Genomic DNA, 26,508 nt, shown 5'->3' with positions numbered 1-26,508 from the left:
ATCACGGGTTTCCTATCGGCTGTCATGACATCCTCCCGGTCCGTCCGAAGCTTGTGACAAGCTTATGGTATCGTTAACATCCGTCAAGACAATTCGCCCCCTCCGGTCGTTTTCGCCCCGGATCACGGGGCGAAATGGTTGGCTGTGGTGACGTGGTGGTGAATCCGGCCGTCGAAGAACTCCGCCACGATCTCCCCGGTCACGTCGCGCGACCGGGCGCGGGCCTCGCTTTGCAACGCGGCCTCCATCGTCGCGCGGTCGGGATAGGTGATGCCCAGGATCAGCGGAAATTCCGGCGCGCCCTCGTCGCGGTGCTCGCCGAACATCACGCGCACCTCGCTGTTGCCGGGGAACTGCTTCCAAAGCGGCACCAGCCGGTCCAGCACCGCGGCGCGAAAGGCCTCGGTCCCGCCGGGCCGCACCAATCCCTCGAACAGGGCATATCGCGTGATCATTCCATTGGTCCCCTTGCGCCGGTGAAGAATTCCATCAGGGCCGCCTGGTCCTCGCCGCCCAGACCTGCCGCCGTCAGCATGCGGTGGATCTCCAGGCAAAGCGCGGTCAGCGGCATCGCGGTATGGGTCCGCCGGGCAAGGTCGTGGGCGCCTTCCAGATCCTTGACCATGTTGTCGATGCGCCCGGTGCGGCGGTAGTCCCGGGTCGCAAAGCGCGGCATGTATTCCTGAAGGATCGCGCTGTCGGCCCGCCCGCCGCGCAGTGCGACCGGCACCTTGGCGGCCTCGACCCCCGCGTCCAGCGCCAGTTTCGTCGCCTCGGCCACCGCCAGGAACCCCAGCCCGCACAGCACCTGGTTGATCAGCTTGGTGGTCTGCCCGGCCCCGACCGGCCCCATATGGGTGTAGTTCGACGCGACATGGCGCAGCACGGCATGCGCCTCGGCCACGTCCTCCGCCGCGCCGCCCGCCATCAGGGTCAATTCGCCGATCAATGCCTTGGGCGCACCGCCCGACAGGGGGCTGTCGACCCAACGCAGCCCGGCTTCGGCAGCCCGCGCGGCCATCGCCCTGGTGGCTTCGGGATCGATCGAGGACATGTCGATGACCAGCGTGCCGGGGCGCGCACCGGCCGCCACCCCCGCGGGGCCGAACACGGCCGCCTCGACGATCGCGGGCGAATTGAGCGAGGTGATGACGTAATCCGATGCCGCGGCGGCCATCGCGGCACTGGGCGCGGCCCGGGCGCCAAGCGCCACCAGGTCGGCCACCCGCTGCGCGTCCAGGTCGAAGACCTGCAATGCCTGGCCGGTCTCCAGCAGGCGCGTGCCGATGGCGCCGCCCATCGCGCCCGCACCGATCACGGCGATATTCAGGCTCATTCCGGTTCCTCCAGCAATCCGGACAGGAAACGCGCCACGATGGCGCGCGGCGGCGCGTCGATATCCGCGGTCACGCAGATCTCGTCCGGACCCGGCGCCTCCAGCGTGGCGATCTGGCTGTCAAGCAGCGCGGGGGACATGAAATGCCCGTCGCGCCGGGTCATCCGATCCAACAATATTTCGCGCTCCCCGTTCAGGAACAGGTAGGTCACGGGGGCGCCCGCCGCATCGTTGATCGCCTCGCGATAGGCGCGGCGCAGCGCAGAGCATGCGATCACCGTGCCCGGGTGGCGCAGCGCGCCGCCGACGCGCTCCAGCCAGGGGGCGCGGTCGGCATCGGTAAGCGGCACGCCGGCGGACATCTTGGCGACATTCGCCCTGGGGTGCAGGTCATCCCCGTCGAAGAAGCGCGCGCCGATGACCTCGGCGAAGGCAGCGCCGATATGCGACTTGCCGCATCCCGACACCCCCATGACCACGAAACGCCCGGTCATAGCGAGGCCGTGATCCCGCCGTCGACGAAGACGGTGGTGCCATTGACAAAGGACGAGGCGGCCGAGGCAAGGAAGATGCAGGTCCCGACCAGTTCCTCGACGCGGCCCCAGCGCCCCGCGGGGGTGCGTTTTTCCAGCCACGCGGTGAAGTCGGGGTCTGCGACCAGCGCGGCATTCAGCGGCGTGTCGAAATACCCCGGCGCCAGCGCGTTGCAGTTCAGGCCATGGCGCGCCCAGTCGGTCGCCATGCCCTTGGTCAGATTGGCGACCGCGCCCTTGGTCGCGGTGTAGGGCGCGATGCCCGGCCGGGCCAGTGCCGTCTGCACGCTGGCGATGTTGATGATCTTGCCCGCCCCGCGCGCGATCATGTGCCGGGCGCAGGCCTGCCCGACGTGAAAGACGCTGGCGACATTGGTCTGCAACAGCCGCTCGAAGGCGTCGGCGGGAAACTCCTCCAGCGGCGCGCGGTGCTGAATGCCCGCATTGTTCACCAGGATGTCTATGGCGCCGGTTTCCGCCTCGAACGCGTCGATGGCCGCGCGCACCGCGGCATGATCCGTCGCGTCGAAGGCCAGCTCATGCACCCGCGCCCCGTCAGCGCGCAGGTCTTGCGCGGCTGCGGCCAGCTTCGCGGCATCGCGTCCGTTCAGGACAACCGCTGCGCCCGCGGCCGCAAGCCCCCGCGCCAGCGCCAGGCCGATCCCTTGCGACGATCCCGTCACCAACGCCGTGCGTCCGCCAAGGTCGAACAATTCCAATCCCATGAGCCGCGCCTTTTCCGTCTCGACAACCTTCGACAGCCCCCTTATGTTATCGTTAACAAATCGAGTCAAGCCATCAAGTGCCACCTCGTCCACCAAAACCAACCGGGAGAACGGACCATGTCGAAACCCCAGGTTCTGCAAATCGGCCCCTACCCCGATTGGGACCAGGCCCCGCTCGACGCGGCCTTCACGATGCATCGCTATTTCGAGGCGACCGACCGCGCCGCCCTGCTCGCCCAGGTCGGACCGCAGGTGCGCGCCATCGCCACCCGGGGCGAGCTTGGCGCCGATGCCGCGATGATCGCCGCCTGCCCCGCGCTCGAGATCATCTCGGTCTACGGCGTCGGCTATGACGCGGTCGACCTTGCCGCCTGCCGCGCGCGCGGCATCCGGGTGACGAACACGCCCGACGTGCTGACCGCCGATGTGGCCGATCTGGGCGTCGCCATGATGCTGGTGCAGGCCCGCGGCATGATCGGGGCCGAGGCCTGGGTCCGCGACGGGTCCTGGGCGGCCCGCGGGCTCTACCCGCTGAAAACCCGCGTCTGGGGCAAGCGCGCGGGCATTCTGGGCCTGGGGCGCATCGGCTTCGAGGTCGGCAAGCGCCTCGCGGGCTTCGACATGGACATCGCCTATTGCGATGTCGCCGCCAGGGACGACACCCCCGGCTGGCGCTTCGTCGCCGACCCGGTGACGCTGGCGCACGAGGTCGACTTCCTCTTCGTCACCCTCGCCGCCTCACCCGCGACGCGCCACATCGTAAGCCACGAGGTCATCGCGGCCCTCGGACCCGAGGGCATGATCATCAACATCAGCCGCGCCTCCAACATCGACGAGGGGGCGCTGCTCGACGCGCTGGAATCCGGCACGCTGGGATCGGCGGCACTCGACGTGTTCGAGGGAGAGCCGGCGCTGAACCCCCGCTTCCTCGCCCTGCCCAACGTGCTGGTCCAGCCCCATCACGCCTCGGGCACGGTCGAGACGCGCAAGGCGATGGGCAAGCTGCTGCGCGACAATCTCTCGGCGCATTTCGCCGGGCACGATCTGCCGTCCCCGGTCCTGTGAGGGCAGCCATGAAATCGATCGTCATTCACGCCGCGGGCGATCTGCGGATCGAGGATCGGCCCGCCCCGCCGCCCGGCCCCGGTCAGGTGCGCATCGCGCTGGCCGCCGGCGGCATCTGCGGATCGGACCTGCACTACTTCAACCATGGCGGTTTCGGCACCGTGCGCCTGCGGGAGCCGATGATCCTCGGCCACGAGGTTGCGGGGCATGTGACCGATCTCGGCGATGGCGTCACCAACCTTTCGGTCGGCCAGCTTGTGGCGATATCGCCCTCCCGGCCGTGTGGTGCGTGCCGGTTCTGCGCGGCGGCCGAGTACAACCATTGCCTCGACATGCGATTCTACGGCTCGGCGATGCCCTTCCCGCATGTGCAGGGCGCGTTCCGGCAGGTCCTGGTTGCACAAGCCGAACAATGCGCCGCCGCGGACGGCCTGCGGCCCGGGGTGGCCGCGATGGCCGAGCCGCTTGCCGTGGCGCTGCATGCGGCAAACCGGGTCGGGCCGCTTCTGGGCCGGTCGGTCCTCGTGACGGGCTGTGGCCCGATCGGGGTGCTGTGCATCATGGCGGCCCGGCGGGCGGGCGCCGACCTTATCGTTGCGACCGACCTGTCGGATTTCACGCTGAACATGGCGCGCATGGCTGGCGCGGACGAAACCCTGAACATGGCAGCGAGCGAGGCGCCCCTCGAACCCTATTTCCACGAGAAGGGCCGCTTCGACGTCCTCTTCGAATGTTCGGGTGCGGCCAGGGCCCTTGCCGGTGCGGTGCCTGCCATGCGGCCGGGCGGCACGGTGGTCCAGCTTGGTCTTGGCGGGGACATGACCCTCCCGCTTCAGGCGATGACGGCGAAGGAGCTGTCGCTCAAGGGTTCGTTCCGGTTCCACGCGGAGTTCTTCACGGCCGTCAGCCTGATGCGGAAGGGTCTGATCGACCCGGCACCGCTGATCACCCAGACCTTCCCGCTGTCCGCCGCGCGAGAGGCCTTCGAGACGGCCGGCGACCGCAGCCGCGCGATGAAGGCGCAGATCGCCTTTGCAGCGGCGCCAGCCTAGTCCGTGATGCCGATGGCCGCCAATGCCGCGCGCCCGACCGCGACATCCTGGTCGCCGCTGCCCGAGCCCACGCCGATTCCGCCAAGCCGATGACCGCCCTGGATGATCGGCAGGCCGCCCGGCAGACCTGTCACGGCACCGCCCGTGGCCGCGGCGATGGACGCGCGGACGGCCTCGGGAATCGCGTCGCTGGGCGCCCCGATCGAGGCCGCCGTCCGCGCCTTGGCAAGCGCGCTCTTGCGGCTGAGGAATTTCGCGCCGGTCATTCGAAGCTCCGCGAGCACCTCACCCGATGCGTCGACGATGACGATGCACTGCGGCTGGTTCAGCGCCTCGGCTTTGGCCACGGCCGCGCCCAGCATCGCCATCAGGCCATGATGGCTGAGAACACGCGCCTCCTGGGTCCATTCCATTTCAAAGGCCTCCCGATGTTTGACGGACAGAATTGTTATCGATAACCTGCCGGCACGAAACATGCAAAGGGACAGCCCATGTCGTTCTTCGAAACCGTGGAGCCGGAGTTCGCGCGCTTCGTTCTCGGCAACGCCCCGGTAAAGCAGCTCGCTGGCGGCTTCGACTGGGTCGAAGGTCCGGTCTGGTTCGGCGATGCGGGCTGCCTGCTGTTTTCGGACATCCCCAACAACCGCATCCTGCGCTGGACCCCGGGCCAGGGCATCAGCACCTATCGGCAACCGTCGAACTACGCCAATGGCCACACCCGCGACCGGCAGGGGCGCCTTGTCTCCTGCGAGCACGGGACCCGCCGCGTGACCCGCACCGAACATGACGGAAGCATCACGGTGATCGCCGACAGCTTCGAGGGCCGGCCGCTCAACTCGCCCAATGACGTGATCGTGGCGCAGGACGGCGGCGTCTGGTTCTCGGATCCGCATTACGGCATCATGACCGACTACGAGGGCTTCGCCGCAGAGCAGGAAAATCCCTGCGTCGTCTACCGCGCCGACCCGGCGACGGGCGCGCTCGATGTCATGGCCGATGACATGAACTGCCCCAACGGCCTTGCCTTTTCACCCGACGAGGGTCGGCTCTATGTGGCCGATACCGGCCGGATGTTCTCGCAGGATGCGCAGGAAATCCGGGTCTACGACATGCAAGACGGCCGCCCCGTGAACGGCCGCCATTTCCACGCGATCAGCCCGGGCTGCGCCGACGGGATCCGGGTGGACAGCGACGGCAACATCTGGTCCTCCGCCGCCGATGGCGTCCATTGCATCGCCGACGACGGTCGCCTGCTGGGCAAGATACTGGTGCCCGAACTCGTCTCCAACATCTGCTTCGGCGGGCGCGCAAAACATCAACTCTACATCACGGCGACCACCGGTCTTTACCGGATCACCCTGAACAGGCGGGGCATCCAGGCGCCATGACGCGCGGGCGCCAGCGTCCGCACATTCCAGTATGGACTGGGCAATCGGGGGAAGTGATGTCGGGAAACACGGTTCTTCGGATACTTCACCATGCCATGTGGCGGAGAGACTGTCTGCCTTCACAAAGTTCCACACGTTCCGAGCCGTCCCGATAAGTGGTTGTAGTAGTATATTTTTCCACCAAGGTTACGCTTTCTCAGACCGATCTGTTCCGATATATTCCGGTATTCTCTGGGGGATCAATTGGGGGATCAGGCATGCCCGCAGCACCCGCCAAGAAGACGTCGGACAAGGGACTTTCCGCGGCGTTCGTGAGGACCGTGAAGGTTCCGGGGAAGTATCATGATGGTGGCGGGCTGGGCCTCTATCTTCGGGTCACGGAATCCGGCGCCCGATCCTGGGTCCAGCGGATCACGATCCGAGGCAGGCGTAGCGAGATAGGGCTGGGGAGCCCTCCTGTCGTGACGTTGGCCGAGGCGCGCGAGCGAGCGCTGGAGAACAGCCGCGTTGCCCGTTCAGGCGGCGATCCTCTTCAGATGAAGCGGGCGACACATGCAGTGCCAACCTTCGAAGAGGCCGCGCGCAAGGTTCATGCCCTTCATGCGCCGAGCTGGCGCAACAACAAGCACGCTGCCCAGTTCATCAGTACGCTCGAGACATATGCCTTTCCGAGAGTAGGCAGGCTTAAGGTGGGGGAGGTGACAACGGGTGATGTTCTCGCGATCCTCACGCCGATCTGGTTCGAAAAGCCCGAGACCGCCCGACGGGTGAAGCAGCGGATTGGAACAGTGCTCAAATGGGCCATCGCCCAGGGATGGCGCCAGGATAATCCCGCTGAGAGCATTTCGCAGGCCCTGCCGAAGCATGATCGATCGAAATCTCACCGGAAGGCCCTGCCTCATCAGGAGGTCGCAGCTTGTCTGGCGAAGGTCCGGGCGTCGGAAGCATGGATCGCGACCAAGCTGGCACTCGAGTTCCTCGTGCTCACCGCCGCGCGCTCGGGCGAGGTGCGCGGTGCGCGCTGGGAGGAGATCGAGTTCTCGGGAGGAGCGGGCGATCCCGGCGCTTCACTGGTCGCGGCATGGGTCTTGCCCGCGGGGCGCATGAAGATGAAGAAGGCACACCGCGTTCCGCTCTCTCGCCGTGCCATGGAGGTCCTGCGGGACGCCGAGGCTCTCAAGGACGGGAGTGGCCTGATCTTTCCCAGCCTCAGCGGTAAGCCGCTCTCCGACATGACCCTGTCGAAGCTGGTGAAGCAGCTTGGGTTCGACGCCGACGTGCACGGGTTCCGCACCTCGTTCCGCACCTGGGCCCAGGAGCGCACCAGCTTCCCCCGCGAGGTGGCGGAGGCAGCGCTGGCGCACAAGGTGGGCGACGCTGTGGAGCAGGCTTATGCCCGCTCCGATCTGTTCGAGAAGAGACGCCTGATGATGGAGGCCTGGGCCAACTACCTTCAACTGGGTGAGGGCAAGGTGCTCGAGTTCTGGGGACAGCGATGAGACCGATGATCAACCTGCCGGAGGCCCTTCGCCTGATCGATAGGGCGCTCGACGGTCCTGGATGGGACGACTCCGATTATGTCTGGGTTGCCGAGGGCGTCATCAAGGATGGCGTGTGCCTGAGGAAGGCCGTCGAGGAACTCTGGATATTGCTTTCGCAGCATGTGGGAGAGGTGAGGGTTCTGCTTCCGGATGGAACCAAGCTGCCGTGTGAACTAGAGTGGCTGGAGCGTGAATTTCCTGCCACAGCGAACCCTGAACTGTTGGCGCGGGTGGAGGCGCTGAATGAAGGTTCCGGATCGACAGGTGCGCAGGGGACCGAGGTAAATGCCTTGTCGCCCGAACCGCTGGTATCCAACAAGCCGGCCAAGGGCCGATATGTCGACCTTTCGGTCGGGACCCTCGGAAGCGGGACCCTCGACCTGTCGGCAGATTTCCTCCCTGGAGGGATTCTGACACTTCCCAGGACGAGGGTCTCAGCACGCATCAGGCAGCTTGCAGGTCTGCCTGGCCTCGATCAGAGCCAAGGTGCGGTCGTAAGGGCGCTTGTCGCGATGGTTGACGACGGTCCCCTTCCAATCAAGGCGCGGGCCAAGAGGGATCTTGCGCCCGACATGACCGATGGTGCCTTCCAGCGCTGTTGGTCTAGAGCGGCAGAGCTGCGGCCCGCGCTTGCCCGGGGGGGACGCCCGAGGCGCCAAGAAACCTCGGCACGAAAACCTCCCCGAAATTAAAACCTCGACTGATGTTTTGCGGTCCGCTCCTCCAGCACATTCCTCAGGGAATCAAAGCAAGCCGAGGAGGACCACCAGATGGCCGACCGCATTCTCCGCCGCCCGGAAGTTGAACTTCTGACCGGGCTGTCCCGTTCCACCCTTTACGCAATGATCGCCGAGGGCAGTTTCCCCGAGCCCCTCCGGCTCGGCCGTCGGGCCGTCGGATGGCGCGAGAGCGTCGTCGAGGAGTGGATCGGTGGCCGGGCGCCCGCGGGCCGATCGAGCATTGTCGCGCGCTGATCAGGTGCGCAGGTCGGAGGCTCGGGCGCAGGAACGCGGCCCTGAAACGCCACGCACGACCACACCTGAGCATTTGGTCTCAAGATTGGCCATACACCAAAGGAGGCTGCAATGGTGACGCGCAGGGGAAAGCATGAAAGGCAGGAGGAACATTATACCAAGATGATACGCAGCACGATGGAGACCCCCGCTTGGCGGGCCCTATCCACCACCGCTCAGGCTCTATACCCTTGGCTCAAACTGGAGTGGCACGGCCCCGGCAACAACAATAATGGGAAGATCCGACTTTCGTTGCGTCAGGCGGCAGAGCGTCTGGGAGTTGTGGAAGAGACTGCCGGGAAGGCATTCCACGATCTTCAGGCGAAGGGTTTCATAGTCCTCACCCGTATGGCGCATCTTGGGGTCGAAGGGATGGGAAAGTCGAGCGAGTTCGAGTTGACCGAACTAAAGATGCCGAACTCGGAAAAGCCTGATGGAAGGAAACTCTACCGCAACTGGCGCCCTGGCAATGACTTTCCGGTGATCAAGATGCCAGCGCGGAACCCGTTTGGACGGGGAGGTAAAACGAAAAACCCATCGAAAAAAATTAGACGCGTCGTCTAAAAAAACGAGAAGGGATATTGAATTTCATCTCGAAAATTAGGTCGGACCAATCAAATTTTTTAGACGTTTCGTATGGTCTGCCTCGCAAAAACGTCTAAAAAATCCAAATACCCTTACTTACCATACCTATGCCCTCTGTGTTGACGGCCCTTTCTTTCGGGGAGCCATGGAGGATTAGAACGCTATCGGTCGCTGTGCGCCCGCCAGGATCGCACGACCTCCGAAGCGTCAAGCAACTGCGGCGAAGGATTGCCACGGCACTCAAGTAGGCGGAAAATCTGCGGCGGCGGGTTTCTTTAGACCCGTAACAATTGGCGGTCCCGTTAGGTCTACGGGCGGACAACAACCGGCAACGGCATCGGCCGGGCACTTGGAGGGTCCTGATCCTCATCCATATGACCGAAGCCCACGGCATGAGGATCCAGTTCAGCCGCGAGCAGGTCGGCATCTGCGCCGTGATCTGCATGGCCTGCGGCTACTGCGACGGATGGTTCGACCAGCGCGCCGAGGGATACCAACTGGAGTTGTATAACAGGGCGGCTGAACAGCCGTACGGGATCGTATCGGGAGTGGCCGAGAGGTCTGCTGTTTTCATCCAGCACGCCGACGCTACCCGGCGCGCCTCACCGAGTTGGCTGCGTTCATCAGACCACAGAGCGGCGAGGTCGTGGGTGTCGTGCATATATGCAGATGCGTCGAGAAATTGTATGGCCCCTATCTCGAAGGCCAGCGCGCGTAAGATGGAAGGGAGGTTCGGCGATGAAATCAGACAGCTACTCCAAGCCGACCCCGGCGCGCTCACCACAACCGAAGCGGCCTACGTCCTCAACTTCCGAGATGCTGACGCCCTCCGAGCTCGAGCAGCTAAAGCGGAAGATGAAAGAGGGGCATGACTACGGTCGAAAGATGTTCGGTACCAGGATGGCATAGTTGTTGGAGGCATGTTCCGTGTGGCATTCCCAGATGAGAATCCGTCAGCGGTTTCATCGACTATGAGGATCGGATGTGGACGCAATCGAAATTCGAACCTCCCCTCCACGGTTCTGCGATCCGCGAGGCATGAGCGCTCGGCATTGGAGCTCTTATACCGGCACCGAAGGGTACGAATTGGAGCGTTAGGGCAGCGCGAGTAAGCAGGTATGCCGATCTGCTATGAGACATTAAAGCGACCTGTTATTCTCGACGAGCGCCTGGCCCGCGCGCGTTCCTCACAGCAGCCAGGGACAGGCAGTATGGACGACCGGACGACCCCGAAAGCGAAGCCGAGTCCGGCGGCGATGCTGCAGATCGCGACGCTCAAGCGGATGGCCAAGAATGAGCCGAACATAGAGTTCCGCCGGCAGCAGACGGCGTTCGCGGAGAGGGCGACGCCGAGCGCCAGCGCACCGGCACCCTCGAAGGCGGGCAAGTAGATGTTTCGCCGGAAGGGCAGCAGCTTGTCATTCCGGGCGCGGAGCAAATCACCGACCGGGAGCGCGCCGAGCGCCAGCAGGGCCGGCCGCTTCGCGGTGGCGATGCGCAACCGCCCGCGGGCGGCTTGTTCGATACCGAGGCGCGCAATCAGACGGATCTTTTCGACGCGAGGCCGGCACAGCCCCGAGGCCCCGAACCCGCGCCGGAACCCGAAGCATCTGGACTGCCTGTCCCCGCAGCTCAGGGGCAAGAGCCTGACGCAGATCAGACCCCCGACGAAGCGGCCGTAGCCGCCCCGGTCGCGGATCCGGTCACGGTTTCCGACCACAGCGAGAAAACCATCATCGTGCGCGGCGTCTCGAAGGATCGGGGCGCCGTTTTCGGCTCGATCAAGGGCCGGGCGCTCTGGAACGAGAAGCACTACGGCTGGGTGCTGTCGAAGAAGTGGCGGGCCGACGTTGAGGCGCTGGCCGGGCGGCAGAAGAAAGAGCCCGTGGCAGGTGAGTGCCTCTACTCTGATCTGAGACGCAAGCCGTCTGATGAGTCAAATCATGGACACATTCTTCTGCCAATGGGAGACGGGATGACCGGACAGACCCACGCTTGTGTAGTAATGACCGCGCCAGCTTGACGGAGCTGCGTTCAACGTGTCCAATTTCTACTATTGATTGACGGAACGCATTGCCATGAAGATCACCGACATTCTCAGCCACATTGACAATGGCCATATGGCCCTTCCCGAATTTCAGCGCGGCTACGTGTGGAACCGGGATCAGGTCCGCGGCCTTTTCGAGTCACTTTACAAGCGTCACCCCGTCGGCGGGCTCCTCGTATGGGCAACAGAGTCGAAGTCCGCGGCGCATCGTGGCGACGGGCAGCTTGCTGCGGGGATCGTGAAGCTGCTCCTCGACGGACAACAGCGTATCACTTCGCTCTATGGCGTGGTTCGCGGTCACCCACCGAAATTCTTCGACGGCAACGCACAAAGCTTTACAGGGCTCCACTTTCATCTCGGCGATGAGAGCTTCGAGTTCTACCAGCCGATCAAGATGAAGGACGATCCGCTCTGGATCGACGTGACCAAGCTGATGCGCGCCGGCATGACCGGCCTGGGGAGCTTCATCACCCAGTTCAGTACGGATCCTGCCCATACTGCAAACGTCGCCGATTATGTTTCGCGGCTGAGCAGGTTGCTCGGTATCACCGAGATCGACCTTCACATCGAGGAGGTCACGGGGCCGGACAAGACCCTCGACATCGTGGTGGACATATTTAACCGCGTGAATAGCGGTGGAACCAAGCTCTCCAAAGGCGACCTGGCGCTCGCCAAGATCTGCGCAGAATGGCCCGAGGCGCGCGACAGCATGAAGGTCCAGCTGAAGGACTGGGGCGCCTCCGGTTTCCACTTCAACCTCGACTGGTTACTGCGCTCGGTAAACACCGTCCTAACCGGTGAGGCGAGGTTCAGCTACTTGCATGATAAGGGAGCGCTCGACATTCAGGACGGGTTAAAGCGCGCCTCGCGGCAGATCGACAGCGCTCTGAACATGATCGGCGGCCGTCTTGGGCTCGATCATGATCAGGTTTTCTTCGGCCGTTTCGCTGTTCCAGTGATGGTCCGGCACATGGATCAGAAAGACGGGGCTCTGAGCGCCGCCGAGCGGGACAAGCTCCTCTTCTGGTTCGCACAGGCGGGCATGTGGGGCCGCTTCTCTGGTTCGACCGAGACCATTATCGACCAGGATCTGGCCGCACTGGAGGAAGGGGGCCTCGACGCGCTTCTCGATCGCCTTCGGCTCTGGCATGGCGGACTCCGTATCGAGCCTGGTCATTTTGCCAGCTGGAGCCTCGGCGCGCGTTTCTACCCGGTGCTCTACATGCTGACCCGTATGGGAGAGGCACGTGACTGGGGCACAGGTCTGCCGTTGAAAGCCAACCTTCTTGGCAGGATGAGCCGTCTCGAGGTCCATCACATCTTCCCGAAAGCCCGGCTATACAACGCCGGCCGTTCACGTCCCGAAGTCAATGCGATCGCGAATTTCTGCTTCCTCACTAAGGATACGAACCTCTCGATCAGTGCCCGCCTGCCGGAGGAGTACTTCCCGGAAATCGAGGCGCAGCATCCAGGTGCGCTCGGCTCGCAATGGATCCCGGATGACCCAAGGCTCTGGAAGATCGAGAACTACCCCGAGTTCCTGGAGGCGCGCCGCGAACTGTTGGCTGCAGAAGCGAACCGGCGGTTTGCTGAATTGCTGCACGGTGAGACCCAATGGCTTAGTGGAACTGCTGCTATCGAGCCTCATGCTGCTGATATCATCGGCGGGATCACTGGTGAATCCGAAGAGGCGGAACTCGAAGCTCTGGCTGGCTGGGTCGAAGAGCAGGGCTTGCCCCGCGGCCAGATCGCCTTTGACTATGCCGATCCCGATAGTGGCGCTCAGAAGGCGGTATTTGACCTTGCATGGCCGGACGGCTTGCAGCCGGGGCTTTCGCAGCCGATTGCTATCCTTATCGACGAGCCGCCCGAGGTCTTTGCCATGGCCAATGCTGCGGGCTTCCGCTGCTTCAGTTCGGTTGCTGCTTTCCGGGCGTATGTCGAGAAGGATGTCCTCGGACAGCAGGCAGCCTGAGGTACGCGATGAACCGGCTCACGTCCTGGGATCTTATCCTCCTGAAGAAGCATCTGGCGTTCTATGAGGCGCTCGCGAACGGGACGCGGGTGCCGGCTACACATATGCAGAAGCATTTCCTGGAGGTGGTCGCTGGGTTATCTGAGCCGCAGACGCAACATGAGACTGCCTACATCCGCTACCTTCAATTTCGCGGCCGTGGGGTGAATGCCGATACGCTGCCGGTGGCAAAGCCCCGTTTGTCCGAGAGAATTATCCGCGATGAAAACCTCTCTTCAGACATTGAAGCAGCTATTGACGCTATCGAGGAGGTTGAGATTGGAGAGCGGTTAGGCCGAGTGACCGGAAAGCTTTTTTCCCAGGTCAAACGAGGCTATATCGACGGCCGCTCGAAATTTGGGAACGGTGCGTCCGAGGTGGGGCTCTGGGTCTCCGCATTGGTGGCGGATCGAGAGCTTGCGTCGAACTTATCACGAATGACCGGCGATACGTTCAACAACGTGAGCGACGTCTACACCAAGGCCATGGACGGCGCCTTTGCGGAAGGCCTCAAGGCAGGGAGCGACTATGTTGCACCATCCCTCCACCGGCTTGTAGATGGGGGCCACTCTCTGCTCGGGTCCTTCGAAATGGCCCGCGAGGCAATGACGAATGACACCCAGCTGGAAGAGCTTTCTGGCTGGGTCCGCGCGTACCTGTCGGATCTGTCCTCGCCAGTCGGAATGCCGGTCGCGACGCTAAGCGAAGCGACATATCGGGCATTCGATGCGGTAGTTCGCGCAGCTGGATTGCCGAACGGTTGGGCACTGGATGCCATGACATTCAACCTCGAGGAACTGGTCAGTGCCGTGGTTCCGGGCCTTGCGGTACTGCTCAATTGGAATGATGCAGAACGCGAAAGGTTCATCCAGATGCTTGGTGGGCTGACGGTGTCCGCGACCGTATCGGCCAGCCCGATCGCCCTGCTCGTGCTGATCGTCGGTGCCGCACGGGCGATGCAGAACAAGAACGGGGAGGGCCGAAATGCTAAGCGCTTCATCACGGCCTTTTCCGAGGGTGGACTGCTGAGCGGGATCGTCGTGACGTCCAGCGCAGTTATCGGCGGTCCCGTCTGGATCGGGATGGTCGCGGGGATACTGGTCGTCATGCTGGCAAAGCAGGCTGGTGCGCAGGTTCCATGGCGATCAGTGGTCGTGAGTGTCAGAGAGTTGGTGGCATTCGGGGCGATGCAGACAAAAGACAGGAGCTGACGGAGGTCGTTTCGCGATACGCGCAACCGCCTCCAAAGGACCCGGAAATGACAGATCAGGTTACGCAACAGCAATTCAACCAGACCCCTTGGGCGGCGTTGCCGGACGGGCGGCTCCGCGAGGCGCTGCGTGCGCCCGAAACCGATCCCAAAAATAATAAGGAAGGCAAATGAGCACGAACACCGCCCTCGCCGATTTCATCTGGAAAAATGCGGACGACCTCTGGGGGAACTTCAAGCACGTCGATTTCGGCAAGGTCATTCTGCCCTTCACCCTCCTGCGCCGCCTGGAATGCGTTCTGGAGCCGACCCGTGATCAGGTGCGAGAAACCGTCAAGAAGATGAAGGACAGCGGGATAGACCTGGACGTTATCCTGCGCACGCAGACAGGCTACCCGTTCTACAACACTTCTAACTACGACCTGCGCAGCCTCGGCGCGACCCGGACCCGACAGAACCTCGAGGACTACATCGCCTCCTTCTCTGACAACGCGCGCGTAATCTTCGAACAGTTCGATTTCGCGAACACGCTCGCCCGGATGGACAAGGCCGGGGTCCTCTACAAGATCTGTCAGAACTTCGCCGCCATCGACCTGCATCCGGACGCGGTTCCGGAACGGGTGATGTCCAACGTCTACGAACACCTGATCCGGCGCTTCGGCGCCGAGGTGAATGAGGCGGCCGAAGACTTCATGACCCCGCGCGACGTCGTCCATCTGGCCATCGAGCTGCTGCTCGACCCGGACGACCAGATGTTCATCGACAACCCCGGCCTGATCCGGACCCTCTATGACCCCACCTGCGGCACCGGCGGCTTCCTGTCGGACGGGATGGAGCATGTGAACGCGCTGCGCGACCGGTACTCGGTCGCCCCGGTCATCGTTCCCTACGGGCAGGAACTGGAGCCGGAGACCCACGCAGTCTGCCTCGCCTCGATGCTCCTCAAGACCGTCGAGTCGGATCCCGGCCGCGACCTGTCGAAGAACATTAAGCTCGGCAGCACCCTGTCCGACGACAAGCTGGCGAACGAACGGTTCCACTACTGCGTCTCGAATCCGCCCTTCGGGAAAAAGTGGGAGATGGACCAGGCCGCCGTGGTCCGGGAGCATCAGGAGAAGGGCTTCGAGGGCCGCTTCGGCCCCAAGCTGCCGCGCGTCAGCGACGGGTCGATGCTGTTCCTGCTCCACCTCCTCAGCAAGCTGGAGACGCCGGAGCGCGGCGGCGGGCGGGCGGCCATCGTCTTGTCCGGATCGCCCCTCTTCAACGGGAACGCTGGGCAAGGGGAATCCGAGATCCGGCGCTACCTGCTGGAGGAGGACGTGGTCGAGGCGATCATCGCGCTTCCGACCGAAATCTTCTTCCGCACCGGGATCGGCACCTACATCTGGCTTCTGTCGAACAAGAAGCCGGCCGACCGGAAGGGCAAGGTCCAGTTGATCGACGCCACCGCGCTGTTCGAGCCCATGCGCAAGAGCGAGGGCAACAAGCGCCGCCGGGTCGGGGATGGTCAGATCCGGCAGATTGTCCAGATGTATGCCGACTTCGCCGAGACGAAGGAGAGCCGTTTGTTCGACAGCCGCGACTTCGGCTACCGGCGCGTGAAGGTCCTGCGCCCGTTGCGCAAGAAGATCGTGATCTCGGCCGAGGGACTGGCCGAGCTGGCGGATGAAACCGCATGGGGCAAGCTCGCCCCCGAAGCGCAGACCGCCTGGACTGCGCTGTTCGAGGCGGACATGGGCGAGGCGCACGGCTGGCACCGGTTCGAGGCTTGGGTCAAGAACGCGACCAAACGCGATGCGGAGCTCGGCAAGGTGAACGCCGCCCTGATCAAGGCGTTCCAGAAATCCTTCGGCGTGCGGGACCCGGATCTGGACCCGGTTCTCGACAAGAAGGGCCAGGTCATCCCCGATGATGACCTGACGGATTTCGAGAACATCCCCCTTGGCACGGACATCCGGGACTACATGGCGCAGGAGGTGCTGGCCCATGCGCCCGACGCCTATGTGGATGAAGGGTTCCGCGACGAATATGACGGTCAGGTGGGCGTCGTGGGGTACGAGATCAACTTCAACCGTTACTTCTATGAATACCAGCCGCCCCGCGATCTGGAGGAGATTGACGCCGAGCTGAAGGCGGTCGAGGCGGAAATCGCGGCGGTTTTGGCGGAGGTGACAGAATGAGCCGACGCGACTTCCTGGAGGATTTCGTCGGCACGTCCTTGTGGTCGCTCGTACCGGCGAAACATCGGTTCAGGTATCGGAAGGACAGCAACGCCGGGATGAAGGAGAGCCATCGGCTCGCCCTGACGATGGGCGGGGTGATCGACCGTTCCCTTGATGATACCGATGGCCTCCAGAGCTCGGACTATGGAAGCTATCAGATCTTCGAGAAGGGCGATCTGGCTTTCAAGCTCATCGACCTACAGAACATCAAGACCAGCCGGGTTGGCCTAGTCCCTCGGCGGGGCATCATGAGCCCGGCCTATATCAGGCTGACCCCGGCATCAGACGACGTTTATCCCGAGTTTTTCTACTGGTATTTTTACGCTGCCTACATTGGTAATATTTTCAACGGATTAGGGGGTGGTATCCGCCAGAACCTCAGCCAGACAGAATTGTTGGAGTTCCCTGTCCCGGATATCCCAATCGCCGATCAGGTCGCCATCGCCCGCTTCCTCGACCGCGAGACCGGCCTGATTGACGGTCTGATCGAGAAGAAGGCCCGGTTCATCGCGCTGCTAAAGGAAAAAATCCTCACCTTTTCGGACGCGTGCGTTACCGGGCGCGACGACAGCCAGCTCACCGTCAAGGACGTCGATATTCCTTGGGCGCCTCGGATCCCGAAACACTGGACCGTGCGCAAGGGGAAGCATCTTTTCGAAGAGATGGCGCGCCCGGTGGCCCCGGACGACGAAATCATCACCGCTTTCCGAGATGGGCAGGTCTGCCTTCGGAGCAAGCGAAGAACGGAGGGGTATACCTTCGCCGAGAAGGAGGTCGGATATCAGAAAATACTTAAGGGCGACTTGGTCATTCATACCATGGATGCCTTCGCGGGAGCGATTGGGGTTTCGGAAGACGACGGAAAGGCGACCGGAGAGTATGCCGTGTGCAAACCTCGCTCCGATGAGGCTGTCCCTGAGTACTACGCCTACCTGCTCAGGTGCATGGCGCGGCGAAACTACATCTATGTTTTGTGCCCATCTGTTCGTGAAAGAGCGCCGAGGTTCCGGTTCGTGCGGTTCGCGCCCGTGAAACTACCCGTGCCCCCGCGCGAGGAGCAGCTTGAAATCGTTGATCGGATCGAACGTGCAACGGCGCGAATGAAGAACCTGATCGCCCAGACCGAGCGCAGCATCGACCTTCTCCGCGAGAAGCGTGCCGCCCTGATCACCGCCGCCGTCACCGGCAAGATCGACGTGAGGCGTGCTGCATGAGCGACCTGCATCACGAGAAGCACCTCGAGTCCCATATCGTCGGCAAGCTCGCCGAGGCGGGCTGGCTGGTCGGCACCTCTGACGCCTTTGATGCTGACCGGGCCATGTACCCGGAAGATCTGGAGGCCTGGCTGCGCGCCACCCAGCCCCAGAAATGGGACCGGCTTCACGCGATGAACGGCGACAAGACCCTGACGGTGGTCATGGACCGGCTGGAGATGGCGCTGGAGAAACAGGGGATGGTGCAGACCCTGCGCCGGGGCTTCTCCATCGCCGGCGCGGGGCATCTGGACCTGTCCGAGGCGGCACCCGAGGACCAGCGGAACGAGAAGGTCCTGCACCGCTATGCGTCGAACCGGCTGCGGGTCGTGCCGCAGCTGAAGTATCACCCGGGCCGCGAGCTCGCCATCGACCTCGGCCTGTTCCTGAACGGCCTGCCGCTTGCCACGGTGGAGCTGAAAACGGATTTCACCCAGTCGGTCGAACACGCGAAGGCCCAGTACCGGCGCGACCGCTTGCCCGTGGACCCGGTCACGAAACGCAAGCACCCGCTCCTGACGCAGCATCGCGGCGCGGTTGTCCATTTCGCGATGTCCGACAGCGAGATCTGGATGACTACGAGGCTCGCGGGCGACGACACCTTCTTCCTGCCCTTCAACAAGGGCGACAACGGCCGCGCGGGGAACCCTGCGCGGACCGACGGTGAATACCCGGTCGCCTATTTCTGGGAGGAGATCTGCCGACCAGACGCGTTCCTGCGGGTCTTCCACAGCTTCGTCTATGTCGAGAAGAAGAACGTGGTCGACCTGAAGGGGAACTGGTCGGTCAAGGAGACCCTGATCTTCCCCCGGTTTCACCAGTTCGACGCGGTCAACAAGATGATTGCCGATGCCAAGGAAAAGGGGCCCGGGCACCCCTATCTGTGCGAGCACAGCGCGGGCTCGGGCAAGACCTCGACGATTGCCTGGACGGCGCATGACCTGGTCAAGCTGCGCCGGGACGACGGGGCGCCGATCTTCGACACGGTGATCATCGTGACGGACCGGAACGTCCTGGACGGTCAATTGCAGGACGCGGTCCAGCAGATCGACCACCAGAAGGGGCTGATCGCGGCCATCGACCGGGAGAGCTCGTCGAAGTCGAAGAGCGACCAGTTGAGCGAGGCGATGCTGAAGGGCACCCCGATCATCGTGGTGACCATCCAGACCTTCCCCTTTGCCATGGAGGCGATCCTGACGGAGACGTCCCTGCGGGATCGGAACTTCGCGGTGATCATCGACGAGGCGCACAATTCCCAGACCGGGAACACCGCCTCCAAGCTGCAGGCGACGCTGGCCCTGTCGGCGCGCAAGGACGCGGAGGAGCTGACGGTCGAGGACATCCTGCTCGAGATCCAGCGAGCCCGGAAGCGCCCGTCGAACGTGTCCCATTTCGCCTTCACGGCGACCCCGAAGCACTCGACCATGATGCTCTTCGGTCGCCCGGCCGATCCCACCAAGCCCGCCTCGGACGACAACCTGCCAGCCTCATTCCACAAGTACGAGATGCGCCAGGCAATCGAGGAAGGGTTCATCCTGGACGTTCTGCGCGGCTACGTCCCCTACAAGACCGCGTTCAACCTTGGACAAGAGATCGTCGACGAGAAGCGGGTCGACGGGAAGGCCGCTAAACGGGCGCTGGCAAAGTGGATGACGCTTCACCCGACGAACGTCACCCAGAAGGTTCGGTTCATCATCGAGCACTTCTCGAAGAACGTGGCCCACCTTTTGGACGGGAAGGCCAAGGCGATGGTGGTCACCAGCTCCCGGGCCTCTGCTGTCCGGTATAAGCGGGCTTTCGACGCCTTCATAGCCGCGAACCCGGAATACGGACATATCCGGACCCTTGTTGCCTTCTCCGGCAAGCTGACCGGGCGCGAAGTGATGCACCCGAACGACGACCTGCTCTACGGGGACGCTTTCGTCGTCGAGGAGGACGCCGAGTTCACCGAGGCGAACATGAACCCGGAGGCAGGCGGCAAGGATCTGCGCCACGTCTTCGACCGGCCAGAATACCGGGTCATGCTGGTGGCAAACAAATTCCAGACCGGGTTCGACCAGCCCAAGCTGGTCGCGATGTACGTGGACAAGAAGATCGCGAACGCGGTCGAGATCGTCCAGACGTTCTCCCGTCTGAACCGAACCTTTCCGGGTAAGGACCAGACGTTCATCATCGATTTCGTGAATGATCCCGACGTGGTCCGGGCAGCCTTCGCCCAGTACGACCGGGGCGCGCGGATCGAGGAGGTTCAGGATCTCAACGTCATCTACGACCTGAAGGAGTTTCTCGACGATCAGGGTATCTACGACGGCACCCACATTCTCGACTTCCAGCGCGCCCGTTTCCGGACCGCCGCGTCTGCTGCGACCGGGAACGACGACGAGGCGGCGCACAAGGCAATGTACGCCGCGACGCAGGAGCCGACGGATGCTTACAACCGGCGCTTGTCCGACCTGCGGGAGCGTGCGGCCGCGGCGGAGGACGCTTGGCAGCGCGCGAAGAGCGCCGGGAACGACGATGGGATGAAGCGTGCCGACCACGAACGCGAGCAGGTCGAAACAGCGATCGTTTCCCTTACCGACTTCAAGTCAGGCTTGTCCCGGTTCGGACGGCTCTACGCCTACATCGCCCAGCTGGTAGATCTAGGGGACCCAGACCTGGAGACCTTTGCCGCTTTCTCGAAGCTGTTGGCAAACCGGCTCGACGGAGTGCCTGCAGCCGAGATCGACCTGCATGGCATCGCGCTGACCGGCTACGACATCGGAGAGCGGGAACCGACAAGTGAAGGCGAAGACGAGGAGCCCCCCATCCTCGACCCAGTGAAGGGCGGTGGTGGCGGCTCACGACCCGGCGTGCTGCCCGTGTATATGCAGGAGCTAATTGAGCGGCTTAACAGCCTGTTCGGCGAGGCGACCCCGCTTGAGGATCAGGTGGCCTTCGTTAACCAGGTCGCGGCGATCACCCGCGAGAACCCGGTAGTGATGGCCCAGATCAAAAAGAACAGTAAAGATCAGGCGATGAAGGGGAACCTGCCCGGCGCCGTCCAGGCAGCCGTGGTTCGTGCAATGTCCTCGCATAGTTCACTTGCGACACTGCTGCTGAGCAAAGACAGGCAAGCCCTGCCGATCCTCGAGGGGGTGATCTACGAGATCCTGAAACGGGGCGAAGCGCTCAGCCTTAATGAGTAAGGGATCGATTTTTGGAAGATAGGCATATGCAAGATCAACCTCGCTCCACCAACCTCTCCGGTCTGCTCGAGGACGCCCGGCGCCGGCTCGTGGAAACGGGAACCAGAAACCGCCTCATCCATGTCAACCGCTCCGCGAAGCGCGCCAACGTGCTCGACATCGTGGAGGAGCGAAGCGCGGATGTTTTCGAGCTGCTGAAGACGCAAGGGAGAAAGATGCGTTTCCAGCCCCGCGATGAGGAAGAAGAGGATCAGCCCGAGGATGAGCCGCTTCTCCTAGCGTTGGCCGATGATGCGGAAGACCCTGAAGATCGCGAAGCCCGGTATCGGGATCTGCTGCTGGAGACCCGGCTCGGCCCCGAGGCTCTGCAGCGCCGCCTCCTGCGCCTTTTCACAGACGCACGAACCGCGGAGGAGGAGCAGGGCGTCAACATCCTCTACCTCGCGATGGGGTTCCTGCGCTGGTACGAGAGCGACAGCTCAGATGTGATGCGCGAGTCTCCCCTGATCCTGGTGCCCGTCGAACTCGTTCGGGATGACAGGCGTGCCACCTTCAACCTGCGCGCCCGCGATACCGAGATCGTCACCAACCTGCCTCTGCAGGAACGGCTGCGCGCGGATTTCGGGTTCGAGCTGCCGGAAATCCTCGATGACGAGAACTTCAGCCCCGAGTCCTATTTCGACGAGCTCTCCGACCGTATCGAAGGGCGCGCGCGATGGTCGATCGACCGGGACGGGATGCAGCTGGGCTTCTTCTCTTTCTCGAAGCTCCTGATGATGCGGGACCTGGAACCGGAGCATTGGCCCGAGGACGCCTTCGAGTCGCATCCGGTCCTGACCGGGCTGCTCGACGGCGGGTTCGAGCGGTCCACACCCCTCTTCGGCCCACAGGAACGGCTCGACCCGCGGCTGGAACCCGGTCACCTTCTGCACGTCGTTCCCGCGGACGCCTCGCAGACCCGCGTGATCGAAGAGGTGCGCGCCGGTCGCAATCTCGTCGTGCAGGGACCGCCCGGCACGGGCAAGTCCCAGACGATCGCGAACATCATCGCCGCGGCAGCCCATGACGGAAAACGGGTCCTCTTCGTGGCAGAGAAGATGGCCGCGCTCTCGGTCGTGCATGACCGCCTGCGCAAGGTGGGGCTCGGGGATCTCTGCCTCGAGATCCACTCGCGCGCCGCCAACAAGCGGGCATTTCTGGACGAGCTGGCGCGCACGCTGGCGGCCGGGGCGGCTATCCCCGAGATGCCCGGACCGCCAGACGCGCTGCGCGAAGCGCGTGATCGGCTGAACGGAGTGGCGGACCTGCTGCATCAGCCGGTTCCGGGCTACGGGTTCACCCCGTTCCGCGCGATGGCCGAGATCGCCCGTTTCGTCGGCAAAGACGCGCCCCCGCCACGGCTCCCACGCGAGGGGTTGGCCGACTTGGACGATGCGACGCGCCGCAAACACTCAGACCGGATCGCGGCCTATGCGGAGCTGCTGGCCCGGACCGGCCCGCGCGCCGAGCACCCGTTCTTCGGGGTCGGGGCTACCGCGCTGCAGCCCACGGACATCCAGCGGCTTGAACCCGATCTGGCGCGCGCGACCGATGCAGTCATGACCCTGCGCGAGACGGCGACCCGAATCGCGGAGTCAGCCGGAAGACCTGCACCGGGAAATCTAGAGGAATGTGCGACCCTCCATGCGCTCCTGATCGCGGCTGGAGGCCGACCTGATGAGGCCCGCACGGCAATCGGCGCGGTTCTGGCCCATGCCGGAGACCCGCGGCTCGGCGAGGCCCTTGCGGCCGGGTCTACTTGGGCCGCAGCGCGCGACGACGCCGGCGCGACCTTCACCGAGACCGCCTTCGGAATGGACCCGGCACCGCTCAGGGCACGACTCGTACCCGGGGTCGGCTCCTTCTGGTCCCGTCATTTCGGACCCTATCGCGGGGCGAGCCGGGAGCTTGCGACCCTGCTGTCCGGGGCCCTGCCGAAATCGCCCGCCGACCGGTTGAGGCTCGTCGACACGCTGATCACCGTCCGGGGCCTCCGAAAGACTCTCGCTGAGGAGGAAGGGTTCCTTTCTTCCCTGCTTGGGCCGGACTGGCGCGGGGAGCGCACCCCTTTCGCGGCGTTGCAGGCGCAGGTCGCCTGGCTCACCCGCCTCACCGGGATCGCTCCGATAGAAACACCAGAGGCGCTGGACCGGATCTGCGCGGCGGCCGACGCCGCTGTGGAGATCGCGGCCGCGCTGGACGCAGCACGGGCGGCGCTTGCGGCGCTCGAGGACCGGCTTGCCCTCGTCTGGGACGGACAGTCCCTCGCAGGGATCGAAGCCCGGATCATCGGCATGAGCGATGGGATAGGCCGCTACGGGGAATGGTCGCGCCTCTCCGCCCTGTCGGCCCGACTCGAAGCGGACGGTCTCGCCCCACTGCTAGCCCTTCTTGATGAGGGAGTGATCGAACCGGAAAACGCGGTGGATGAGTTCCTGTATGCCAGCGCCGAGGCCCGTTGGGAAGCTGCGCGCGCTGCCCTGCCGGATCTCGACGGGCTGGCCCATCTCGACCGGCACGCGCTCGTGGAGACCTTCCGCGACCTCGAGGAGGCCCGGATGGAGGAGACGCGGCGGCTCGTGCGCTCCAAGCACCTTGCCCAGCTGCCCACGGGGGCGTCGGGGCAAATGGGGTTCCTGCGCGGCGAGATGGCCAAGCAACGCCGTCACAAACCGATCCGGCAGATCATGCGCGCGGCGGGCCAGATGGTGCAGCGGATCAAGCCGGTCCTGCTGATGAGCCCGATCTCCATCGCACAATACTTGCCGCCGGGCTCGACAGAGTTCGACCTGCTGCTGATCGACGAGGCCAGCCAGGTCCGGCCTGAAGACGCACTCGGCGCGATTGCACGCTGCAGCCAGATCGTCGTGGTGGGGGACCAGAAACAGCTCCCACCCACCAGCTTCTTCGACCGGGTCGCGGGCTCTGACGAGGAGGACTACGGGGAAGACGAGGAGGAGATCAAAACCGCCTCTGCCACCGAAATGGAAAGCGTGTTGACGCTCTGCGAGGCGCGCGGGCTGAACCCGGCCATGCTGGAATGGCATTATCGGTCCCGCGACCCATCGCTGATCACCGTGAACAACGCGGAGTTCTACGAGCACCGGCTGATCCTTCCCCCGTCGCCGGTCCAGAACGATCCCGATTACGGGCTCGCGTTCCGCCGGGTGCCCGGCGTCTATTCCAGCCGCTCTCGCGGCGGTGGACGCCCCGGCACGAACCGGATCGAGGCCGAGGCGGTGGCCCGCGCCGTGGCCAAGCACGCCCGGAGCCGTCCAGACCTGTCCCTGGGCGTCGTCGCCTTCTCCAAGGCGCAATCCGACATGCTGACGGAGGTCCTCGAGATCGCCCGACGCGAGGACGAGATCCTCGACGCCTTCCTGCGCGAGGGACGTTCTGAGGACGTCTTCGTGAAGAACATCGAGAACGTGCAGGGCGACGAGCGCGACGTGATCCTTATCTCGGTCGGCTACGGACCCAGCGAGCCGAACGGCCGGCTCGCCTCAATGTCCTTCGGGCCGGTGAACGGCGAGGGTGGCGAGCGGAGGCTCAACGTGCTCTTCTCCCGCGCAAGGACCCGTTGCATCGTCTTTTGCTCGTTCGACCCGAACGACATCGACACATCCAGGACCAGCCGTGACGGGCCGCGGGTGCTCAAGCGGTTCCTCGAGTTCGCCCGCTCCGGCCAACTCGCGCAACCGGAAGCGAGCGGTGCGCCGGCTGACAGCCCGTTCGAAGATGACGTCGCCAGCGTGATCCGAAACATGGGCTACCCCTGCGATCACCAGGTTGGTGCGGCGGGGTTCCGGATCGACCTCGGGGTCCGGCACCCCGATCAGCCCGGCCGTTACATCCTCGCTGTCGAGTGCGACGGGTCCGCCTACCATTCGGCGCTTTGGGCGCGGGAGCGCGACCGGCTTCGCCAAGACGTGCTCGAGGGGCTTGGCTGGAGGTTCCACCGGGTCTGGAGTACGGACTGGTTCCATCGACGCCACGCAGAGATCGACCGCCTTCGAACCGCGCTCGAGGAGGCCGCACAGGCCGATGGGCCCCATTACACGGGCGCAAACCGGGAGGGATTGCAGCCCGTTGAGGAAACGGCCGAGACTGCTCCGGACTTGGAAACCGTGCTGCCCCCGCCACCCGAGTTGTCCGCGCCCGCCTACGAAGTCTCCAGCTTCACCGTAAAAGCGAGCTTCGAGCCGCATGAGGCGCCGCCACATCTGCTCTCGGACCTTGTGACGAAGATCGTTCAGGCCGAGGGCCCGATCCACCGCGACTTGATCGCGCGCAGGGTAGCCGAAGCGTTCGGGAAGAGCCGGACCGGAAGGCGCATTCGTGAGGCGTCGGACCGAGCGCTCGCGAGCGCCATGCGTTCGGGCGGGATCGTCGCGGACAGGGAGTTCGCGATGACCAAGGCACAGCAGGATGACCCGCCTGTGCGCGACCGGTCCGAGCCCAACGCACCAGGAACGGCGGGGCACCTGCCGCCGGTCGAGATACGTGCGGCCGCTGCCCGGGTGGTCGCCGAGAGCGGGGATATGCCCCGGGAAGAGTTGATCGTCGCAACCGCCCGGCTCCTCGGCTTCGCTCGAGTAGGAGCGGAACTGCGCGGGGTGATCGACGGAGCGCTCACTAGATCGCCATAGTGTTCGGCAAGTGCTCTCAAAGGAGCAGATGGATAAGCGGACGCTCGGAGTAGGACTGCGCCTCCGCATCCATCGCCTTGATCAAGTCACTGAAAAAATGAAGAAGGCCGGGCCTCATCGTGGCGAGGAAAACTTCGAGTTTCTTGGCAAAGTGATGCCCGACCGGGCGCGTCGGAAGCAGAGTCTGGAACGGGTACTGGCCTGAGAAAGTTCTATCATGAACCTTGCCCCGCCCGTTCGATAGACCCGGACCAGACGCAAAATCCCAAGTTTCCCTCCCCAACTTCGTTTCTAGCAACGCAACGGCTCTGATGTCATCTGATCACAGCTAACCTGACCAAGGAGGAAACGATGGCGAAGGGAAAAGGCAGCACCTCAATGACCAAGGTCGCGGCCGCGAGGATTCAGTCTGCGACGGCGAAGGCTAACGGAGGCAAAGTCTCGAAGGGCAGCTTCGCGGCAAGGGCTCAGGCCGCCGCCAGCAACGCGAAGAAGTAAGCTGGGGGGGCTCGTGGGGCGGGGTTGTTCTCGCCCCACAGACTAAAGATGAGATATTCCAAGGACAAGATGATCGATCAATTAGTTCGAGACGAAATTGCCCGTGGTGCTCGGTACAAGCGGGGCGCGAAACACGCCAAGCTCTATCTC

At 63.8% G+C, this 26,508-nt stretch carries 24 protein-coding genes; 19 read left to right on the top strand and 5 right to left on the bottom strand.

Features of this window, described 5'->3' with window-relative positions; genetic code table 11:
• Positions 1–122 precede the first annotated feature (122 nt).
• The 4 genes from HMH01_RS08190 to HMH01_RS08175 are packed head-to-tail and all read right to left on the bottom strand — an operon-like array spanning position 123 to position 2,594.
• Positions 123–455 (bottom strand): hypothetical protein, encoded by a 333-nt coding sequence (locus HMH01_RS08190; RefSeq protein ID WP_171324169.1) that lies wholly within the window; start codon positions 453–455, stop codon positions 123–125.
• Complete coding sequence (locus tag HMH01_RS08185) at positions 452–1,336, bottom strand: NAD(P)-dependent oxidoreductase (RefSeq protein WP_171324167.1); 885 nt, start codon at positions 1,334–1,336, stop codon at positions 452–454. The genes HMH01_RS08190 and HMH01_RS08185 overlap by 4 nt, the downstream gene beginning before the upstream one ends.
• Entirely contained in the window at positions 1,333–1,830 is a 498-nt protein-coding gene (locus HMH01_RS08180) for a gluconokinase (protein WP_171324165.1), read from the bottom strand. Before HMH01_RS08180 ends, HMH01_RS08185 begins: the two co-directional genes overlap by 4 nt.
• Positions 1,827–2,594, bottom strand: coding sequence for an SDR family oxidoreductase (locus HMH01_RS08175; protein ID WP_171324163.1), 768 nt, complete (start codon positions 2,592–2,594; stop codon positions 1,827–1,829). Before HMH01_RS08175 ends, HMH01_RS08180 begins: the two co-directional genes overlap by 4 nt.
• Before the next feature lie 117 nt (positions 2,595–2,711).
• Between HMH01_RS08175 and HMH01_RS08170 the strand changes: the two genes are divergently transcribed.
• Both HMH01_RS08170 and HMH01_RS08165 read left to right on the top strand, forming a co-directional pair.
• Positions 2,712–3,659, top strand: coding sequence for a 2-hydroxyacid dehydrogenase (locus HMH01_RS08170; RefSeq protein WP_171324161.1), 948 nt, complete (start codon positions 2,712–2,714; stop codon positions 3,657–3,659).
• A gap of 8 nt (positions 3,660–3,667) precedes the next feature.
• Positions 3,668–4,711, top strand: a complete 1,044-nt coding sequence (locus tag HMH01_RS08165) for an L-idonate 5-dehydrogenase (protein WP_171324159.1) — start codon at positions 3,668–3,670, stop codon at positions 4,709–4,711.
• On the opposite strand, the gene HMH01_RS08160 is transcribed toward HMH01_RS08165, so the two are convergent.
• Positions 4,708–5,187: a GlcG/HbpS family heme-binding protein gene (locus HMH01_RS08160; RefSeq protein ID WP_246237293.1), complete on the bottom strand. Its 480-nt coding sequence runs from the start codon at positions 5,185–5,187 to the stop codon at positions 4,708–4,710. The genes HMH01_RS08165 and HMH01_RS08160 overlap by 4 nt on opposite strands.
• Positions 5,188–5,202: 15 nt before the next feature.
• On the opposite strand from HMH01_RS08160, the gene HMH01_RS08155 reads away from it, so the two are divergent.
• The 17 genes from HMH01_RS08155 to HMH01_RS08080 all read left to right on the top strand — a co-directional run bounded on the left by HMH01_RS08155 (position 5,203) and on the right by HMH01_RS08080 (position 26,358).
• Positions 5,203–6,099 carry an SMP-30/gluconolactonase/LRE family protein gene (locus tag HMH01_RS08155; RefSeq protein ID WP_171324157.1) on the top strand — a complete coding sequence of 299 codons (897 nt, stop codon included), beginning with the start codon at positions 5,203–5,205 and terminating at the stop codon, positions 6,097–6,099.
• Positions 6,100–6,356: 257 nt separating this feature from the next.
• Entirely contained in the window at positions 6,357–7,598 is a 1,242-nt protein-coding gene (locus HMH01_RS08150) for a tyrosine-type recombinase/integrase (protein ID WP_171324155.1), read from the top strand.
• A complete protein-coding gene (locus HMH01_RS08145) occupies positions 7,595–8,332 on the top strand; it encodes a hypothetical protein (RefSeq protein ID WP_171324154.1) in 738 nt (245 codons plus the stop codon). The genes HMH01_RS08150 and HMH01_RS08145 overlap by 4 nt, the downstream gene beginning before the upstream one ends.
• Before the next feature lie 78 nt (positions 8,333–8,410).
• The gene (locus HMH01_RS08140; protein WP_171324152.1) at positions 8,411–8,614 is read left to right on the top strand and encodes a helix-turn-helix transcriptional regulator; all 204 of its coding nucleotides are present in this window, start codon (positions 8,411–8,413) and stop codon (positions 8,612–8,614) included.
• Between the two features lie 111 nt (positions 8,615–8,725).
• Positions 8,726–9,217: a hypothetical protein gene (locus tag HMH01_RS08135; protein WP_216366773.1), complete on the top strand. Its 492-nt coding sequence runs from the start codon at positions 8,726–8,728 to the stop codon at positions 9,215–9,217.
• 413 nt (positions 9,218–9,630) lie between these two features.
• Positions 9,631–10,110: a hypothetical protein gene (locus HMH01_RS08130; protein ID WP_171324150.1), complete on the top strand. Its 480-nt coding sequence runs from the start codon at positions 9,631–9,633 to the stop codon at positions 10,108–10,110.
• A gap of 339 nt (positions 10,111–10,449) precedes the next feature.
• Positions 10,450–10,629 (top strand): hypothetical protein, encoded by a 180-nt coding sequence (locus HMH01_RS08125; protein ID WP_171324148.1) that lies wholly within the window; start codon positions 10,450–10,452, stop codon positions 10,627–10,629.
• Positions 10,630–10,754: 125 nt separating this feature from the next.
• Positions 10,755–11,261 (top strand): hypothetical protein, encoded by a 507-nt coding sequence (locus tag HMH01_RS08120; RefSeq protein WP_171324146.1) that lies wholly within the window; start codon positions 10,755–10,757, stop codon positions 11,259–11,261.
• 55 nt (positions 11,262–11,316) lie between these two features.
• On the top strand, positions 11,317–13,260 hold the full coding sequence (locus HMH01_RS08115; protein WP_171324144.1) for a GmrSD restriction endonuclease domain-containing protein: 1,944 nt from the start codon (positions 11,317–11,319) through the stop codon (positions 13,258–13,260).
• Between the two features lie 8 nt (positions 13,261–13,268).
• Complete coding sequence (locus HMH01_RS08110) at positions 13,269–14,510, top strand: MaoP family protein (RefSeq protein WP_171324142.1); 1,242 nt, start codon at positions 13,269–13,271, stop codon at positions 14,508–14,510.
• Positions 14,511–14,557: 47 nt separating this feature from the next.
• Complete coding sequence (locus HMH01_RS17940) at positions 14,558–14,683, top strand: hypothetical protein (RefSeq protein ID WP_281365951.1); 126 nt, start codon at positions 14,558–14,560, stop codon at positions 14,681–14,683.
• The gene (locus HMH01_RS08105) at positions 14,680–16,689 is read left to right on the top strand and encodes a type I restriction-modification system subunit M (protein ID WP_171324140.1); all 2,010 of its coding nucleotides are present in this window, start codon (positions 14,680–14,682) and stop codon (positions 16,687–16,689) included. Before HMH01_RS17940 ends, HMH01_RS08105 begins: the two co-directional genes overlap by 4 nt.
• Positions 16,686–17,945, top strand: a complete 1,260-nt coding sequence (locus HMH01_RS08100; RefSeq protein ID WP_216366772.1) for a restriction endonuclease subunit S — start codon at positions 16,686–16,688, stop codon at positions 17,943–17,945. Before HMH01_RS08105 ends, HMH01_RS08100 begins: the two co-directional genes overlap by 4 nt.
• Complete coding sequence (locus tag HMH01_RS08095; RefSeq protein ID WP_171324138.1) at positions 17,942–21,172, top strand: type I restriction endonuclease subunit R; 3,231 nt, start codon at positions 17,942–17,944, stop codon at positions 21,170–21,172. The genes HMH01_RS08100 and HMH01_RS08095 overlap by 4 nt, the downstream gene beginning before the upstream one ends.
• A 26-nt stretch (positions 21,173–21,198) precedes the next feature.
• Positions 21,199–25,860, top strand: coding sequence for a DUF3320 domain-containing protein (locus tag HMH01_RS08090; protein ID WP_171324136.1), 4,662 nt, complete (start codon positions 21,199–21,201; stop codon positions 25,858–25,860).
• A 28-nt stretch (positions 25,861–25,888) separates the two neighbouring features.
• Positions 25,889–26,065 (top strand): hypothetical protein, encoded by a 177-nt coding sequence (locus HMH01_RS08085; protein ID WP_171324134.1) that lies wholly within the window; start codon positions 25,889–25,891, stop codon positions 26,063–26,065.
• Positions 26,066–26,211: 146 nt separating this feature from the next.
• On the top strand, positions 26,212–26,358 hold the full coding sequence (locus tag HMH01_RS08080; protein WP_171324132.1) for a hypothetical protein: 147 nt from the start codon (positions 26,212–26,214) through the stop codon (positions 26,356–26,358).
• The last annotated feature ends 150 nt before the right edge of the window (positions 26,359–26,508 follow it).

It is taken from the genome of Halovulum dunhuangense, from assembly GCF_013093415.1.
Lineage (GTDB): Bacteria > Pseudomonadota > Alphaproteobacteria > Rhodobacterales > Rhodobacteraceae > Halovulum > Halovulum dunhuangense.
This window is presented reverse-complemented; position numbering and strand designations above follow the sequence as displayed.

Bases quoted from the DNA above. Each gene is read 5' to 3' on its own strand.
- HMH01_RS08145 (WP_171324154.1), top strand. From the start codon at position 7,595: ATGAGACCGATGATCAACCTGCCGGAGGCCCTTCGCCTGATCGATAGG.
- HMH01_RS08165 (WP_171324159.1), top strand. From the start codon at position 3,668: ATGAAATCGATCGTCATTCACGCCGCGGGCGATCTGCGGATCGAGGAT.
- HMH01_RS08150 (WP_171324155.1), top strand. From the start codon at position 6,357: ATGCCCGCAGCACCCGCCAAGAAGACGTCGGACAAGGGACTTTCCGCG.
- HMH01_RS08125 (WP_171324148.1), top strand. From the start codon at position 10,450: ATGGACGACCGGACGACCCCGAAAGCGAAGCCGAGTCCGGCGGCGATG.
- HMH01_RS08180 (WP_171324165.1), bottom strand. From the start codon at position 1,830: ATGACCGGGCGTTTCGTGGTCATGGGGGTGTCGGGATGCGGCAAGTCG.
- HMH01_RS08140 (WP_171324152.1), top strand. From the start codon at position 8,411: ATGGCCGACCGCATTCTCCGCCGCCCGGAAGTTGAACTTCTGACCGGG.
- HMH01_RS08085 (WP_171324134.1), top strand. From the start codon at position 25,889: ATGGATAAGCGGACGCTCGGAGTAGGACTGCGCCTCCGCATCCATCGC.
- HMH01_RS08130 (WP_171324150.1), top strand. From the start codon at position 9,631: ATGAGGATCCAGTTCAGCCGCGAGCAGGTCGGCATCTGCGCCGTGATC.
- HMH01_RS08090 (WP_171324136.1), top strand. From the start codon at position 21,199: ATGCAAGATCAACCTCGCTCCACCAACCTCTCCGGTCTGCTCGAGGAC.
- HMH01_RS08080 (WP_171324132.1), top strand. From the start codon at position 26,212: ATGGCGAAGGGAAAAGGCAGCACCTCAATGACCAAGGTCGCGGCCGCG.
- HMH01_RS08155 (WP_171324157.1), top strand. From the start codon at position 5,203: ATGTCGTTCTTCGAAACCGTGGAGCCGGAGTTCGCGCGCTTCGTTCTC.
- HMH01_RS08160 (WP_246237293.1), bottom strand. From the start codon at position 5,187: ATGTTTCGTGCCGGCAGGTTATCGATAACAATTCTGTCCGTCAAACAT.
- HMH01_RS08175 (WP_171324163.1), bottom strand. From the start codon at position 2,594: ATGGGATTGGAATTGTTCGACCTTGGCGGACGCACGGCGTTGGTGACG.
- HMH01_RS17940 (WP_281365951.1), top strand. From the start codon at position 14,558: ATGACAGATCAGGTTACGCAACAGCAATTCAACCAGACCCCTTGGGCG.
- HMH01_RS08135 (WP_216366773.1), top strand. From the start codon at position 8,726: ATGGTGACGCGCAGGGGAAAGCATGAAAGGCAGGAGGAACATTATACC.
- HMH01_RS08100 (WP_216366772.1), top strand. From the start codon at position 16,686: ATGAGCCGACGCGACTTCCTGGAGGATTTCGTCGGCACGTCCTTGTGG.
- HMH01_RS08170 (WP_171324161.1), top strand. From the start codon at position 2,712: ATGTCGAAACCCCAGGTTCTGCAAATCGGCCCCTACCCCGATTGGGAC.
- HMH01_RS08115 (WP_171324144.1), top strand. From the start codon at position 11,317: ATGAAGATCACCGACATTCTCAGCCACATTGACAATGGCCATATGGCC.
- HMH01_RS08105 (WP_171324140.1), top strand. From the start codon at position 14,680: ATGAGCACGAACACCGCCCTCGCCGATTTCATCTGGAAAAATGCGGAC.
- HMH01_RS08185 (WP_171324167.1), bottom strand. From the start codon at position 1,336: ATGAGCCTGAATATCGCCGTGATCGGTGCGGGCGCGATGGGCGGCGCC.
- HMH01_RS08190 (WP_171324169.1), bottom strand. From the start codon at position 455: ATGATCACGCGATATGCCCTGTTCGAGGGATTGGTGCGGCCCGGCGGG.
- HMH01_RS08110 (WP_171324142.1), top strand. From the start codon at position 13,269: ATGAACCGGCTCACGTCCTGGGATCTTATCCTCCTGAAGAAGCATCTG.
- HMH01_RS08095 (WP_171324138.1), top strand. From the start codon at position 17,942: ATGAGCGACCTGCATCACGAGAAGCACCTCGAGTCCCATATCGTCGGC.